The 16,757-nt window shown below is 44.5% G+C and carries 13 protein-coding genes and 1 riboswitch; all 13 genes read left to right on the top strand.

Features of this window, described 5'->3' with window-relative positions; translation table 11 throughout:
- Nucleotides 1-93: 93 nt before the first annotated feature.
- The gene (locus ACH8E3_RS14155) at nt 94-384 is read left to right on the top strand and encodes a YerC/YecD family TrpR-related protein (protein WP_458633292.1); all 291 of its coding nucleotides are present in this window, start codon (nt 94-96) and stop codon (nt 382-384) included.
- Nucleotides 385-386: 2 nt separating this feature from the next.
- Nucleotides 387-1,154, top strand: coding sequence for a sirohydrochlorin chelatase (locus ACH8E3_RS14150; RefSeq protein WP_458633319.1), 768 nt, complete (start codon nt 387-389; stop codon nt 1,152-1,154).
- A gap of 22 nt (nt 1,155-1,176) precedes the next feature.
- A complete protein-coding gene (locus ACH8E3_RS14145; RefSeq protein ID WP_458633291.1) occupies nt 1,177-2,064 on the top strand; it encodes a diacylglycerol kinase in 888 nt (295 codons plus the stop codon).
- Between the two features lie 27 nt (nt 2,065-2,091).
- Complete coding sequence (gene rlmD, locus ACH8E3_RS14140) at nt 2,092-3,546, top strand: 23S rRNA (uracil(1939)-C(5))-methyltransferase RlmD (protein ID WP_458633290.1); 1,455 nt, start codon at nt 2,092-2,094, stop codon at nt 3,544-3,546.
- 474 nt (nt 3,547-4,020) lie between these two features.
- Nucleotides 4,021-4,209, top strand: a riboswitch (Lysine riboswitch).
- A gap of 152 nt (nt 4,210-4,361) precedes the next feature.
- Nucleotides 4,362-5,813 carry an amino acid permease gene (locus ACH8E3_RS14135; RefSeq protein ID WP_458633289.1) on the top strand — a complete coding sequence of 484 codons (1,452 nt, stop codon included), beginning with the start codon at nt 4,362-4,364 and terminating at the stop codon, nt 5,811-5,813.
- Nucleotides 5,814-6,225: 412 nt separating this feature from the next.
- Nucleotides 6,226-7,497, top strand: a complete 1,272-nt coding sequence (locus ACH8E3_RS14130) for a RidA family protein (protein ID WP_458633288.1) — start codon at nt 6,226-6,228, stop codon at nt 7,495-7,497.
- A 551-nt stretch (nt 7,498-8,048) separates the two neighbouring features.
- Nucleotides 8,049-9,038 (top strand): LacI family DNA-binding transcriptional regulator, encoded by a 990-nt coding sequence (locus ACH8E3_RS14125; protein ID WP_458633287.1) that lies wholly within the window; start codon nt 8,049-8,051, stop codon nt 9,036-9,038.
- A 9-nt stretch (nt 9,039-9,047) separates the two neighbouring features.
- Nucleotides 9,048-10,037, top strand: coding sequence for an N-acetylglucosamine kinase (locus tag ACH8E3_RS14120; RefSeq protein ID WP_458633286.1), 990 nt, complete (start codon nt 9,048-9,050; stop codon nt 10,035-10,037).
- A complete protein-coding gene (locus ACH8E3_RS14115; RefSeq protein WP_458633285.1) occupies nt 10,034-11,332 on the top strand; it encodes a 6-phospho-beta-glucosidase in 1,299 nt (432 codons plus the stop codon). The genes ACH8E3_RS14120 and ACH8E3_RS14115 overlap by 4 nt, the downstream gene beginning before the upstream one ends.
- Before the next feature lie 24 nt (nt 11,333-11,356).
- On the top strand, nt 11,357-12,283 hold the full coding sequence (locus tag ACH8E3_RS14110) for an ABC transporter permease (RefSeq protein ID WP_458633284.1): 927 nt from the start codon (nt 11,357-11,359) through the stop codon (nt 12,281-12,283).
- Between the two features lie 35 nt (nt 12,284-12,318).
- Nucleotides 12,319-13,209, top strand: coding sequence for a carbohydrate ABC transporter permease (locus tag ACH8E3_RS14105; protein ID WP_458633283.1), 891 nt, complete (start codon nt 12,319-12,321; stop codon nt 13,207-13,209).
- 34 nt (nt 13,210-13,243) lie between these two features.
- A complete protein-coding gene (locus ACH8E3_RS14100; RefSeq protein WP_458633282.1) occupies nt 13,244-14,890 on the top strand; it encodes an extracellular solute-binding protein in 1,647 nt (548 codons plus the stop codon).
- A gap of 46 nt (nt 14,891-14,936) precedes the next feature.
- The gene (locus ACH8E3_RS14095; RefSeq protein ID WP_458633281.1) at nt 14,937-16,667 is read left to right on the top strand and encodes a family 10 glycosylhydrolase; all 1,731 of its coding nucleotides are present in this window, start codon (nt 14,937-14,939) and stop codon (nt 16,665-16,667) included.
- Nucleotides 16,668-16,757: the final 90 nt, after the last annotated feature.

Genomic DNA, 16,757 nt, shown 5'->3' with positions numbered 1-16,757 from the left:
ACTTCTTTAGTGCGTGACATCGTTAATGCTTGAAAATATCACATCGACTAAAGTACAATGGGGATACATAGTAATAGTAGGGGATGATAAAATATGCAATTAAAGAAACTCAATGACAAGAACGTAGATCAATTATTTGAAGCTGTATTAAGTCTTAAGAATATAGAGGAATGTTACGTATTCTTTGATGATCTGTGCACGGTGAACGAAATGCAGTCCATGTCACAAAGACTAGAAGTAGCTCGCATGTTAGGTAAAGGATCTACTTATAATCAAATTGAGGCAGAGACTGGTGCAAGTACAGCTACCATCTCTCGTGTGAAGCGTTGTTTGAATTATGGTAACGAAGGGTATAAAATGTCATTGGAACGATTAGGGCGGTAATGATGAAGAAGCCAGGTATTCTAATTATCAGCCATGGTTCTAGAGAAACATCTTGGGTAGAATTAGTAGATATGGCTGTCCATCAATTACCGCTACAGGATCGTATTCCTGTGGCGGTTTCGTTCTTGGAGATCGTAGAGAATAGATTGATTCAAGATGGAATAGATGCACTTGAGCAACAAGGCGTGACTGATATTGTCGTTATACCCTTATTTGTATCCTCAGGAAGCACACATGTGGATGAAATTGCATTTGCCTTAGGAGCGAAGAAAACAGCGGATTGCGAGACTGATCTTGTACCTTTTCGTATTGAGGCTAATATACATTATGGTGTTCCGATGGATGATGATACAGATGTTGCGAATATGATATGGGATAAAGCGAAAGTTCAATCTGTTAATCCTAAGCGAGAAGTTATTCTTATTGTAGGGCATGGCAGTATTTATGATCAATTTAGACAACGTTGGGAAGATGGAATGTCATTACTAGTTGGAAAGATTCGTAACATCAGCACAATGGTTAATGTAGATTATGCATTGTTAAATCCAGATTCTGTGATAGATAAAATGTCATATTGGCAGACAGATCAAGGCTATGATGTTATTGTTGTTCCACTCTTTCTAAGTGAAGGGTATTTCACTTCGAATGTTATTCCACAACGATTGGATGGATTCGATTACCGTTATACGGGTAAAGCATTGTTACCTCATCCCTTGTTAACGCATTGGTTGAATAAACAAATCTATGCTATGTTACAGAAGATCAAATAATATAAACAGGTGGTATCTTAATATGAAGAGAGCGAGATTAATATATAACCCTACCTCCGGTCGAGAGGAAATGCGTAAGAGACTTCCAGATATCCTAGAACGTCTTGATCGTGGTGGTATTGAGACTTCAGTCCATGCTACGACCGAAGAAGGAGACGCCACTCGTGAAGCTGCCATTGCCATTGAACGAGGGTACGATATGATCATTGCTGCAGGTGGCGACGGTACGTTGTATGAAGTAGTCAATGGCATGGCGGGTAAACCCAATCTTCCCCCGCTAGGGCTGTTTCCACTTGGAACATCAAATGATTTCGCTCGCGGGTTAGGTATATCTAAGAACTGGGAAGATTATTGTGATCTAATTATCGCACAAGAAACAAGACCTATTGATGTAGGGAAAGCGAATGATCGATACTTCATAAATATAGCAGGCGGTGGAACACTTACCGAGTTAACATATGATGTGCCAAGTAAGTTGAAGACGTTGATTGGTCAATTAGCTTACTATCTCAAAGGTATTGAGAAAATGGTGAGACTCTCACCACAAGAACTTATTATTAAAGCGAATGGACATGAGACGTTGCATGATGAATTCATGCTATTCCTCATCGCGAATACAAATTCTGTAGGTGGCTTCGAGTTACTTGCACCAAACGCTATGATCGATGACGGACTATTTGATGTGATTGCCTTGAAGAACTGTAATCTCGCTGAATTCGTGCGTGTGGCTAGTCTGGCTATCCGAGGAGAACATCTAAATGACAAGAAGGTCATTCATTTCCAAACGGATTATATGGAAGTGACTTCACCAGGAGAAGTGCTATTGAACCTCGATGGGGAACTGGGTGGCTCTTTGCCGGGAACATTCGAAATGCTTAAACAGCATATACAGATTTTTGCCAAATCATAAGTTAAGGAAAGAAGTGAATATAGCATCATGAGAAAAAACCGTAGCGGTCGACAATACGATCGCCGCAGCAATCCGACACCTATTCTCGGATTGCCGGTATCCAAGAATGATGATGTCGTCATCGACATCATCGGTATGAACCATGACGGAGAAGGGGTAGGCCGAGCAGAAGGCTATACCCTCTTTGTGCCGGGTTCGCTTCCGGGAGAACAGGTTCGTGTAAAGGTATTAAAGACGAAGAAGCAATATGGCTATGCCAAGCTACTAGAAATCGTTGTAGAAAGTCCTGATAGGATTACAGCACCTTGTACGATCTACGATCAATGCGGGGGCTGTCAGTTACAACATATGGACTACGATGCACAATTAGGGTGGAAGCGACAGTTAGTGATGGACAACCTGGCGCGTATTGGAAAATTGAATGTGGTTGACGGTGAAGATCCTGCTGGGGACGGCATTAGAGTGCTTCCAACGCTTGGTATGAGCGATCCTTGGCGTTATCGCAATAAAGCCCAAGTTCCCATTGGAGAATCCGAAGCCAGGCTTATCAGTGGGTTCTACGCACGCGGAAGTCATCGGATTATAGATATGCAGACATGTCTTATTCAACATGAGTCTAATGATGATGTTGTGAATCATATCAAAGCAATTGGACGCAAGTTGGGTATTACAACGTACGATGAAGAAACAGGACAAGGCTTGCTACGACATGTTGTCGTTAAGGTCGCGTTCCGTACAGGGCAAATGATGGTCGTTCTCGTAACGAATGGCCCTAAGATTCCAAATGTAGAGTCTTGGATAGCAGAGATTACGAAGGCCATGCCTTCTGTAACTAGCATCATTCATAATATCAATACCAAACAGACGAATGTCATATTCGGAGAGAAGACACAGGTCCTATGGGGCGAAGAAGTCATCTATGATTATATCGGTGATGTGAAATTCGCCATCTCGGCACGCTCCTTCTATCAAGTGAATCCGGTTCAGACGGAACGCTTATATGGCAAGACACTCGAATATGCGGGCTTGACTGGAGCAGAGACGGTTATCGATGCATATTGCGGCATCGGTACGATCTCGTTGTTCTTAGCTCAACATGCGAAACACGTCTATGGCGTAGAGATTGTTCCCGAAGCCATCGAAGATGCACGGGCTAACGCAGTGCTTAACGGCATGACCAACGTCGAGTTCGAGGTTGGAGCATCCGAAGATGTCATGCCACGTTGGAAAGAACAAGGCGTGGAAGCCGATGTCATCGTCGTTGACCCGCCGCGCAAAGGCTGCGATCCTCGCCTACTGGCCACCATCCTCGAGATGAAGCCGGAGCGACTCGTATATGTGAGCTGCAATCCCTCCACACTAGCGAGGGATTTGAGAGTGCTGGAAGACGGCGGATATCAGACGGTTGAGGTGCAACCGGTGGATATGTTTCCACATACGGTGCATGTGGAGTGCGTGGTAGTGCTATATCGCGAGGTGTAGCCCAATAATAATGTCGTAGCATTTATAATAAAGTCGCTACTACCCGCCCGCCCCCAGTTATAATAAAGTCTTAGCACTCTATCCCGACCCAAGCCCGCCCCATCCCATCAACGATTAGGGGACAACAGATCTATTAAATCTTTATTATAAATCGAGAAAAACGTGATAAAAAACGTGGGGAAATGCCTGAAAAATCGGTCAAAATGAGTAGAGAATTGGGTAAAAAGTAAGGTTTGTAGCAAGACTTTATTATAATGGGCAACGGTCGAATGCGGGTTGGCGGGTGTGAAGTATTTGTTACTTTATTATTACAGGACAAAGGGTGCCGAGTAGTTGAGCACCCTCTTATTTCACATTATGTTACTCTCTCTTGGTTTTAGATTCTAATATACTTTTTATACCATTGTTTACCCTTTCAATGTTCGATATAATGTTCTTGTAAATTAAATTGAATACAACCCTCATCCTATCAAATGGTGAGGTAGAGGTCGCGGTTGTTAGAAGTAAATCAGTGGAGACGCAGAGAACGTCATTGAAGCTGTTGAAAGGAACTACCGCCGAAGTTTGATTGCTGCTCTGGGCAATTGGGCTGGGACTGTTGCCGAAAGGTGCAGAACTGTCACAAATTTATGATAAGTAGATTTGTGATGAGCTATCTTCAAAGAAGATAAGATGGGAATGATATAAAACGTTCACCTCTGTGAGCGTTTTTTTTTGTGACCATAAGAAACGTATGTTGTGAGAGACAGTCACCGTTTCTTCTTATTTCCCACTCCAGAACAATGGATCGACATCATGATTAAGGAGTGTTTTAAATGTCATCAAACAATGCAACTGATTCACAGGAATTGAAACGCGGGCTCAAGGCTCGTCACCTCACGATGATAGCACTTGGAGGATCCATTGGTACAGGCTTGTTCCTTGCTAGTGGTAGTGCAATAGCAGAAGCTGGTCCAGGGGGAGCTCTTCTTGCTTATATAGCGGTGGGTATTATGGTGTACTTCCTTATGACTAGTTTGGGAGAACTTGCAACCTATATGCCAGAATCGGGATCTTTTAACACATATGCGAGCCGCTTCGTGGATCCTTCTTTGGGATTCGCCTTGGGATGGAATTTCTGGTTTAACTGGGCGATTACGATTGCCTCTGAGCTTGCAGCAGCAACTCTTATTATTAAATATTGGTTTCCTGATAGTCCTTCTTATCTGTGGAGCTTATTGTTCCTTACCATTATTTTCGGTTTGAATTTACTGTCTGTCAAAGGATATGGTGAATCGGAATACTGGTTTGCATTGATCAAAATTGCCGTTGTCATCATCTTCTTGATTGTTGGGGTGCTTATGATATTTGGTATAATGGGCGGCTCGAAGCCAACTGGCTTCAGTAATTTCACACTAGATGGTGGACCGTTCCATGGTGGTTTTCTAGCGTTTCTTGGTATCTTTATGGCAGCGGGTTATTCGTTCCAAGGAACCGAGCTTGTCGGCATTGCAGCGGGTGAAAGTGAGAACCCACGTGAGAACGTACCGAAGGCCATTAAACAAATCTTCTGGCGTATTCTGCTTTTCTATATTTTTTCAATCTTCGTAATTGGCATGTTGATTCCTTTTACACATCCGAGCTTGATGCAAGCTGGTATTGAGAATATTGCAGTTAGTCCGTTCACCCTTGTTTTTGAAAAAGCGGGATTCGCCTTCGCTGCTGCTATTATGAATGCCGTCATTTTGACTTCGGTGCTGTCTGCTGGTAACTCGGGGATGTATGCATCTACACGTGTATTGTGGGTACTTGCCAAAGAAGGCAAAGCACCTAAGTTTCTAGAGAAATTAAACAAAAACGGTATTCCTATTAATGCGTTGCTGGTCACTTGTGCAGTCGGCATGCTTGCGTTCCTAGCTTCCTTCTTCGGTGATGGGGTTGTGTATATATGGCTGCTGAATGCTTCTGGCATGTGCGGATTTATTACATGGCTTGGAATCGCAATTAGTCATTACCGTTTCCGTAGAGCTTTCGTTGCACAAGGTCGGGATTTAAGTGAACTTCCTTATAAAGCCAAGTGGTTCCCGTTAGGTCCACTCTTTGCCTTTGCATTATGCATGTTCGTTATTATCGGCCAGAACTTTAAAGCTTTCACTGGAGAAACGATCGATTGGTATGGCGCGTTTGTTTCCTATATTGGGATTCCGTTATTCTTAGGTGTTTGGTTAGGTTATAAATTTGTGTACAAGACCAAAGTCATTCCTCTTAAAGATTGTAAATTTGACTAGAATGAAGGGGAGTCATGAGCAAAGGGACAGGCGGACAAGTCATGTGGAATGCGTGGCGTTCATAGAGTTGAAAAAGATCGTTATCAGTAGGTGAAGTGGATTTAATCGAACATTGAGGTGTGTGTTATGTTCCACCCGAATCGTACATGTTACTGGGAGAGACCGTACGATGGAAGTTAATCTTTTAAACAGTTCCATTCAATTAAACGACCAGCATATTTACGGTCCTGAAGCGATCCTGCAAGAAGGTAAATAATAAGAGTGAAAAGCGGGTCGAAACGTGAATGGATATGTGGGGAATTCGAGGAATTATGGCGGGACTTTATTTTAATGGGACAAAATATGTTGGATTAAAATAGTTTTCGTAGTAAAATTATCTAGTAACACATTTGTCTAAAAGGGGAATACTATCATGAGCGACTATAATGCAGTATTAGCAAGAAATACGGAAAATGCTCCAAACGGTATCGGTCTATATTCACAAACTGTAGCTTTTTCTCATTACAATAATTTTTCAGCTCAATTACCTATCGAACCCCAAACCGGTGAATTGGTAGCTGGTGGTATCAAAGAGCAGGCTGAACAGTGTTTCAAAAATATCAAGGCAATTGTAGACAGCATCGATCATGTTATGAGCGATATTGTTAGAATCACTGTATTCGTTAAGAATATCAAAGATATTGACGCTGTAGACGAGGTTTATAAAACATTCTTCCCAACCTATGTTCCTACACGGACGAATGTGGCAGTTGCAGCTTTACCTATGGATGCTTTGGTGCAAATTGAAGCACTTGTCTCAAATGGTGAAGGTACAATTCCAAACGCACCACAAGCGGGCGACCTCATTAAGCTTACAAATAACACGGCAAATGCACCAACAAGTACGCTATCTACACAAACTGTGTCTTTCTCTCATTACAATAATCTTTCAGCTCAATTACCTATCGATCCGAAAACGGGTAGATTGGTAGCTGGCGGTGTAAAAGAGCAGGCTGGACAGTGCTTAAAAAATATCAAGGCAATTGTAGAAAGTATCGACGTTCCGTTTGACGATATTGTTAAAATTAATATCTTCCTTAAAAACCTCTCAGATATTGAAGTTGTAAACGAAGTTTATTCAACTTTTTTCCCAGACTCGGCTATCGCTAGAGCCGTAGCCTATGTCCCTGCACGGACAATAGTTGCAGCTTCAGCGTTACCTATGGATGCTTTGGTACAAATTGAAGCAGTGGTGTCACACGGAGATGGTACACCTCCACAAGCTGTTGAAGACAGACATGGTATCGTTATATGGGCAAACAACACTGAAAATGCACCAAAGAGTTCCCTATCTACACAAACGGTAGCGTTTTCTCATTACAACCACCTTTCAGCTCAATTACCTTTGGACCCTCAAACTGGTAAATTGGTATCTGGTGGTGTAAAAGAGCAGGCTGGACAGTGCTTAAAAAATATCAAGGCAATTATAGAAAGTATCGACCACGTTATGGACGATGTGGTTAAAGTAAATATCTTCCTTAAAAATATCGCAGATATTGATGCTGTAGACGAAGTTTACACAACATTCTTCCCAGGCGGTGTTCCTGCACGAAGAACAGTTGGCGTATCAGCTTTACTTAAAGATGCTTTAGTCCAAATCGATGTAGTTCTATCGAATGCTGAAGGAACACCTCCAAAAGCATAACAGGCATTTATTTGTAAATACAGGAACTATCAAAGTTACTTGTTAATTACGATGGTGAATGCAAAATTGCATAATCTCTTTATAAAAACATCAAGATTTTAGCCGATTATGGCTGAAATCTTGATGTTTTTTCAGTTTCCGGGCATAACAAAAAACTGGGTTAGCTTGCAAACTAGTCATAGTACCTTTAAGTAGTCAGTAAAAAAGGTTTCTAAGCGGCAAATTGCTTTCGGTATCCAAACGGAGACAGGTCGCCAAGGTACCCATAAGTTCTTTTTTCAAGTAGATTAGCATAGGTCTTCGTTGTGTATTGAACCCTCAGTCACAGCTCAAATTATGTCTTGACGGATATTGGGAATCGTTGTAAAATAAATCTAAAGTATAAACCTTTAAACTTTCAAGATAATTCTGATACTTTAAATAAAGGTGGAACTGATATCTGTTGTTCTATTCACAGGCGGATTGTAGTTGAAGTGAGATGAGTAAACTTTTTTATTTACCATGAAAGTTAAAACGATTAAACTTTTGAACTTGGAGGCATAGAAACTTAGATGAACATTCATGATGTAGCCAAAAAGTCGGGGCTCTCTGTAGTGACCGTATCCAGAGTTATTAACAATGCACCTTCTGTACGTGAGGGCAATCGGCAGAAAGTACTCAATGCTATGGAGGAATTGAATTATCAGCCCAATTCAGCGGCGCGGAGTCTGGTGCGTGGCAAGACGGGAGTCATTGGTATGTCGATTACCAACTTTAACGACTCTTTCTATGACCGTGTCATACGCGTGGTGAACCGGAAGTTGGCAGAACAAGGTTACTTCTTGGCCCTGTCCATAGCTGAGAATGAAGATGAAAGCGCTAACTTTCTATTTCAGAAGGACCGCGTTGATGGGATTATCCTGTTGTCTCCGCTTGAGGAAAAGGAATATGTGGAGGAGTTGAAAAGAAAGAATATTCCGTTTGTCTTGCTGGATAACCAGTTCGAGCATGAGGATGTTCCCAGTGTCGTCGTCGATAACTTTCAAGGGGGGTATGAAGCTACCAAGCACTTGATTGGCCTTGGACATACCCAGATCGCCTATATTGGTGGACCTTCGGTGTTCCTAAGTGTAGCGGAGCGTAAGCGGGGTTATGTACAGGCGCTGGATGAAGCGGGCCTAACGTCCTTCGGCACGGAATATTGCGGATTTACGGTTAGCAGCGGTTATGAGGTGGCCAATAGATGGATTCGTGAAGATAAGCTACCGACAGCCATCTTTTCCGGTGACGACTTTATTGCTCTTGGGGTTGTTCAAGCCCTGCGTGAGGTAGGAATTCTTGTACCTCAGGATATTTCCGTTGTTGGCTTCGATGATCAGCAGTTTGCGGGTGAATTTCATCCCCGATTGACGACAGTCAGACAACCTGAGGCGCAAATGGGTAGCATTGGTGTTGATTTACTAATGAAATTAATCAATGGGGAGGTGATTCCGGATGCTGTTACGAAGCTTGCTCCTCAGCTTCTCGTGCGGGAATCCACCGCATCTGTAAGATTAACCTAAATAATAGGAGTGAGACGAACTGTGAAGTACTTTTTGGGAGTCGATGCAGGGGGCAGCAAAACCTACGCAATGATTGCAAATGAACAGGGAGAGGTCATTGGTGTGGGCCGAGGTGGGAACGGGAATCATCAAAAGAATCGTCGTCAGGCGGAGAACAGTTTGCAGCAGGCCGTATCGGATGCGATTATGGCGTCAAGGCTGACAAAAGATCAGTTGGAGTATTCTTGGTTCGGTCTTGCTGGAGCGGACAGAGAAGTAGATTTTCAAATTTTACGACCGATCATCAGCAGGCTTGACCTTCCCCGAACTGAGATTTCCTGCGATACATGGATTGCCTTGCGAGCAGGTACAGAGAGTAATTATGGGATCGTGCTGATCTGTGGCTCGGCAGTGAATTGCGCCGGTAAGAATCCGCGAGGCGATACATACCAATGTGGTGGATTTGGCTACTCGTTCGGCGATTACGGCGGCGGCTATGATCTAAGTGTTGAGGTATTCCGAAGTGTTCTTCGGGCGGATGAAGGAAGAGAGAAAGAGACTGTCTTAAGCGAACGCTTAATTCATTTGCTGGGTTATTCCAGTGTTTCGGAGTTAAGAGAGGATTACCTAGATCATTCCAGAGACTTGCCTCCCCAAATTGCGGAGTTGCTGTTTCAAGCGGCAGATGAAGGGGATCAAGTTGCCATCGGACTGCTGATCAAGCAAGGGGATGAACTGGGGTTGGCAGCGGTATCGACAATTCGCCGATTGGCTATGGAAGAGGACTCCTTTGACATCGTACTTGCAGGTAGCTTATTGAGTAAGGGAGATCGATCGGGTATCATCCGGCGGGCCATTGAGCAGAGAGTGAAGCTTTCAGCACCAAATGGCACTTTAAGGATTCTAACCCGGGAGCCGGTTGTAGGCTCGGTCGTTCTGGCAATGGAAAGCAGCGGCATGCGTGTAAATCAGGAAGTTATTAATCGTCTATCACTGGTTCAGGAGGGACTATTATTATGAAAGAAACCTTGAAACTCGTTGTTATCGGAGCAGGATCGTCGTATACGCCGGAACTTATTGAAGGGATCATCATGCATCACAAAGAGCTTCCCGTTGGCGAAATATGGCTGGTAGATATTGAGGCGGGCAACGAGAAGTTACATACGATTGCAGAACTGAGCAAGCGTATGATTGCTGAGTCGGGATTGCCGATTAGCGTGGTTGAGACACTTGAGCGCAGGGAAGCCATCGCCGGAGCAGACTTTATCTGCACCCAAATCCGGGTGGGCATGCTGGAAGCGCGAAAATGGGATGAATTAATTCCGCTTCAATACAATGTCATCGGTCAGGAGACGACTGGCCCCGGAGGGATGATGAAAGGTCTACGAACCATCCCGGTCATTCTGGATATTTGCAAGGACATCGAGGAGCTAGCTCCGGATGCTTGGTTGCTGAATTTTACGAATCCGGCCGGTATGGTGACGGAAGCGGTTCATAAATATTCATCGGTAAAAAGCGTAGGCCTGTGCAACTCGCCGATCGGTTTTCAAAAGTGGCTCTCCGAGTTCTTTGAACTACCTGTGGAGAAGATCTATGCGGAGTTTGTCGGCATCAACCATTTGCACTGGGTATCCGATGTTGTGATTGACGGTAAGAGTAAGTTGCAGGAGCTCATTGATTACCCCCAGGGCTACAAGGCGAGCAATGTGCCATTTGATTCTTGGGACCACCGGTTTCTGAATGGTTTGAAAGCGATCCCATCTTATTATCTGAGCTATTACTATATGACTGACGAGATGCTTGCGGAACAGAAGGAAGCAGCAATAACGACCGGATCGCGCGCTGAGGTAGTGAAGAAGGTAGAGGAAGAGTTGTTTGAGATGTATCGAAATATAGAGCTAAAGGAAAAGCCGACGCAGCTGGAGCAACGCGGTGGAGCCTATTACTCGGAGGCGGCAGTGCTGCTGATGAGATCCATTTATAATGATTCCCGCGATATCCAGACGTTGAATGTGCGGAATAACGGAATTATTGACTTCTTACCGGACGATGCCTCCATTGAGGTGAACTGTGTGGTAACCAAACAAGGTCCACTGCCGATTCCGTTGCGCAGAATTCCACAGCCCGTCATAGGCCTACTGGCCGCGGTCAAGCAATACGAGAGCCTCACCATCGAGGCGGCAGTGCACGGAGACCGGGATATGGCTCTGCAGGCTATTGTTCATCATCCACTTATGCCTTCGGTCACCGTAGCTGAACAACTGCTGGATGAAATGCTGGAGAAGAACAAACCGTTTTTGCCGTTGTTTCACTAGAGTGGTCCAAAGGAGGAAAAGCGGATGAAAGCGGCCGAGAAACCGAGTATATGGAATAGATTTACTAGTCAATTGGATTTGCAGTCCATGGTATGGCCGGGAATTATCTTTGTATTTATTTTTAGCTACATTCCGATGTATGGCGTGGTTATGGCGTTCCAGCAATACGATATTTTTGGCGGCATGATGAAGAGCCCTTGGGTTGGATTTATGCATTTCAGAATGTTCTTCGAGGCGCCGGAGTTCTGGAATGTGATGCGAAATACCATTGTAATTAGTTTGTTTAAATTGATCATCTGTTTTCCTGCCCCAATTCTTCTGGCACTAATGCTGAATGAAATCGGGAATATGGGCTTTAAGCGCATTATCCAGACCGTCAGCTATTTACCGTATTTTCTGTCCTGGGTTATTGTATCTGGTTTTGCATTTTCGCTGTTATCCGTTGATAACGGAACCGTGAACTATGTGCTAGAGCGATTAAATCTAATCCAGGAGCCAGTTAACTTCCTTGCCTTACCCAAATACTTCTGGTCCATTCTAGTAAGTGTGAATGTGTGGAAGGAGATCGGATTTGGTAGCATTGTCTATCTGGCTGCGATTGCAGGTATTGATCCTGCCCTATATGAGGCCGCTTCTATAGATGGAGCAAGCCGATTTAAGCAAATTCACTTGATTACACTTCCCAGCATTACCCCCATTATTATCATCTTTATGATTCTTGCCATCGGCAGTCTACTCAGTGCGGGCTTCGAGGACATTTTACTGCTGGCAACCAATCCAATCCTGCGGCCATACTCCGATGTTATCGACACCTATGTGTACCGTGTAGGGATATTGAATGCCAGATTCTCTTATGCGACAGCGGTAGGGCTATTCAAGGCAGTAATCAGTGTCATTCTGCTAGTAACGGCTAACAAAATCGCCCGACGGGCAGATGTTAGTCTCTGGTAAGTAATGCTCCATAAACCCTTTAGGAGGGCTGAATAATGAAACTAAGCCTGGGCGACAAAATCATGCAGTGGAGCATTTATATCTTTTTGACGCTGCTAGCGCTACTCATGCTGTACCCATTTTGGAACGCGATGGTCATTTCCTTTAATCTAGGGAGCGATACGGCGCTCGGTGGTATAACCTTGTTGCCGAGAGCATTTACCCTGGAGAATTATTACATTGTGCTTCAGGATCATCGCTTGTTGAATTCCTTTCTGATTACCATTCTCAGAACGGTAAGTGGAACGGCATTGTCCGTCTTCTTCACGGCCCTGTTAGCTTACGGAATGTCCAAGAGAGGATTACTTTTTCGAAAACAATATATGGTGTTCTTCATGATTACGATGTTCTTCAGTGGAGGGCTCATTCCTAGTTATTTACTAATTCGCTCTCTAGGTATGCTGGACACCTTTTGGGTTCTGATCATCCCCGGTATCATCAGCGTCTGGAACATGATTGTCATTCGCACTTTTTTCTTCGCTCTACCTGAGGGGTTAGAGGAAGCGGCTAAAATCGACGGCAGTAGCAACTACGGCATTTTCTTCCGAATCGTCATTCCCGTCTCCGGCCCGGTGCTGGCAACAATTGCTTTATTCACCGCAGTTGGTTACTGGAACGATTGGTTTACGGGAGCGATCTATATTACAAAAGATCACTTGCTTCCTATACAGACCCTTCTTCGGCAGGTTATGAACTCCAACATTATGACTCAAATTGGCTCGTCGAATGCTATCGCACTGGATCACATGAACCGAAATCGGACGATTACCACGAAGTCACTGACTATGGCTACGATGATGATCGCTACCATTCCGATTATCCTGACGTACCCTTTTCTCCAAAAGTACTTTGTTAAGGGCGTAATGATCGGTTCAATGAAAGAATAGCAAACTCCATATTATGAAGAAAGAAGGGGAAAGAATGCGTAAACGTATGAAATGGCTATCACTTTTGCTGACTTCGCTGGTGCTTCTACTTGCAGCTTGTAATGGAGGGGGGAATTCTAACACTTCACCAAACACAAGCGACCAAAATCTGAATACCGAGGTCTCCGCAGATGACGGCAGCGGGATCAAGCCCGTCACCTTCAGCTTCTATGGAAACTACGACTGGCTGACGACATCACCATGGGGAGATAACGAGGCAACAAAATGGATTCAGGAAAACCGTAAGGTTACTGTTGAGCCGATACAATCCGGAGGTGCGGCGGGAGAAAAGCTCAACACGATGATCGTTGGTGGTGATTTACCAGATGTCATCTTTACGGACCGGGGATCTTCAGTGGAACGGTTGGTGCAGGCAGGGCAACTCGTTGCGCTGGATGATTATTATGAGAAGTATCCGAACTTTAAGAAATATGTGAAGGAATCCACTATGAATTTGCTCCGTTCAGAAGACGGAAAAATCTATCAAATCCCGAACTGGTATACATCCGGTCAATTCGGCAATGGCGGCTGGATGGTGAATAAAGATATTTATAACGAACTCGGTAGACCGGCATTGGAGACCTTTGATGATTTGTATCAATATTTGCTCATGGTGCAAGCAAAGTATCCGGATGTAGTACCTTTGGAGGTTGGTGAGAAGGGGGCAGGTCTGGAAATTATGTATGGTGGTTTCAGGGAGAACTCCACCAGTAAGTTCATTTCACTCATGGGACATCCAGAAGGCGACAAGTTGTCATCTATCTTGGACGATCCGGCTTACGAAGAGATGGTGCTGTATATCAATAAGTTGTATCGTGAACGGCTAATTACGCAGGATGCGCTACAACAAACGCAAGATGCTGTCAAAGAAAAGGTCAATACCAGCCGAGTAGCGGTCATGGTCGAATCCAATATCACTACGTATGGAGCTGAAGGACACCGAGCACTGACAGCGAAAAATAAAGACAGCGGTTATGAAATTATTTGGCCGATTCATAAAGCTGGACTAGACAAAACACATGTATTTTTAAGTGGCTTTGAGACGCTGGGTTGGAACGTTAATGTCATTACTAAAAAAGCCGAAGATCCAGAGGCTATCTTCGCTTACTTTGACTGGATTACGGGTCCGGAGGGACAGAAGGTGCTTTTCTTCGGTCCTAAAGGCTTGTTCTGGGATGAAGAGGACGCGGACGGAGCGCCAATCCCGAACGAGAAATACAAGACGACTCCTGCTAACGAACGTACGGAGACGATGAGAAAATTCGAGGACTTTAACTGGGCGGGGAATACGAGCTTTATTGATACGGCCAAAATGAGCCTCGAGGCGATGCTTTCTGCGGACCAGAAATCATGGGAGACCGTGGCGCAGTCCACGGTGACTTGGAAAACCGCACTGGACATTACAGAATTCGTAAATACCGATCCGCTTCCAGATACAGAGATTGGCATCATCGCACAGAATATTGGGGATATTTATACCCTTGCTTATGCCCAAATGGTTCTGGCGGAATCAGATGAAGGAGTGCTGTCAGCGCTCGAGACGGCTAAAAAGAACACCGAAAAAGCGGGATTAGATAAGTTGCTTAAGTTCAGAACCGAAAAATGGCAGGAAAATGTTAAGAAAATCAACGCGACGAAATAATGCTTGTTTGAAGGTTAAATAAGACTATTATATTGGAGGTATGATTATGGCATTTACGCTAAAATCAAGGTTCATAGCAGTGTTAAGCTTCGTGTTTGTTTCTTCGATCGCGGGTGGTTCGGTTCCGGTTAAGGCACAGGAGATCAATCCCCCTTTCGAGACGGAAGTTATTGTACGAACCGTTAACCAGTTCAAGAACTCGGCCGATATTCAGAATTTCATCGCGTTGTCTACAAGCTACGGTGTCGATGTCATCAGCATGAACGTGAAGCAGGATGAAGATGATGAGGTCCCATCCGGAAGTGTGTTTTATCAGAGTAGTATCGCACCTATCGCACAAGGCTACGAGAATTTCGATGCACTGCAGGAGGTGGTTACGGCAGCCCATGCCGCAGGAATCAAGGTTCATGCCTGGATTCCGCAGTTCCATGATCAGCAGGCATTCCTAGCGCATGAGGAATGGCAGATGCAGGCACTGGTTAACGGGATTCAGACACCGTTCACAGGTTCTAACGGCAACGAGTATTTCGTCAATCCGATTCACCACGAAGTGCAACAGTATGAGCGTTCCATCATTCAGGAAGTGATCGAGAATTATGCTGTTGACGGTGTTGTGCTAGACTGGATACGCTTCGATAATTACAACATGGACGTCAGTAATTACACGGTTGCTAAATATGAAGCGGAGTTCGGGTATTCCCCGCTTGATATTGATTTCGCTACGGATTCCCCTCAGCGTGAGCAGTGGAATGAATGGAGAACCGAACAAATTGGACAGTATGTAGGCGATATCCGTGCGGATATTACCCAATCCTCCAAACCAAATACGCAACTCGGTGTGTACATTTTGCCACCAGAGTTTACAGAGGTTGGACAGAATGTAGCGAAATTTAAAGAAGATATCGACTTTATCGCACCCATGGCGTACTTTGATGACTGGGATTTCAACAGTGATTGGGTATACAGTACTTCCTACGGCATTCTGAAAGAAACTAGCGACCGGATCAGCGGTAGTGACGTGGAAATTGTAGCAACGCTAGATAATGACTGGACCGATGATCAATATCAAGAGATTTATAAGGGCATCCGAGAGAATTATCCGGGCGTGAAACGCCTGTCGTTCTTTGCCTACGGGGCCTGGCCAGAAAGTGAACTGGCCAATATCCATGAACGTGAGACCTGGCCGACGCCGGGCTGGACGGCTCCTGTGGATCATGACTATCCGGCTCAGCTGCCAGCTGGATGGAAGGCGCGGAATATCGGTTCCATGCCTGGGAATGCCACCTACAATTCTTCCAACAAACAATTTACATTGAGCAGCAACTCTACGGATATTTGGGGAAATGGAGATCAACTGAATTATATATACAAGTCCATGAAAGGCAACATGGAGATCATCGTTAAGGTACAGTCGACTAGCCGTATGGATGGCTGGGCCAAGGCAGGCGTAATGATCCGCGAGACGTTGAATCATGATGCGAAGCATGTAGACATGATGCTTACCCCCGAGAATGGGGCTAACTTCCAGTATCGTACAGAGACCGCGGGTAATATGGTGGACCATACTGCAGCTGCATCAGCTCCAAGATGGCTTAAGCTGACCAGAAGTGGAAATACCTTCACTGGTGCTATCTCGACTGGTGGGACTAACTGGACAACGGTTGGAACTGTCCAGATTCCGATGAATCGCAAGGTGTATATCGGTTTGGCACTTAGCAATCCGGGGAACGACTTGAATAATAAGGCCGTGTTTGGAAATGTGAAGATTAAGAATTAAACTGAATACAAATGGCTGAGGAGTTTGAAAAGTTTAGGGGCTGTCCCAAAAGTAGATTTTCTACAAGCGAAGACAGACTCTCCGCATTCT

The organism is Paenibacillus sp. CMAA1364 (assembly GCF_054373195.1).
This window is presented reverse-complemented; position numbering and strand designations above follow the sequence as displayed.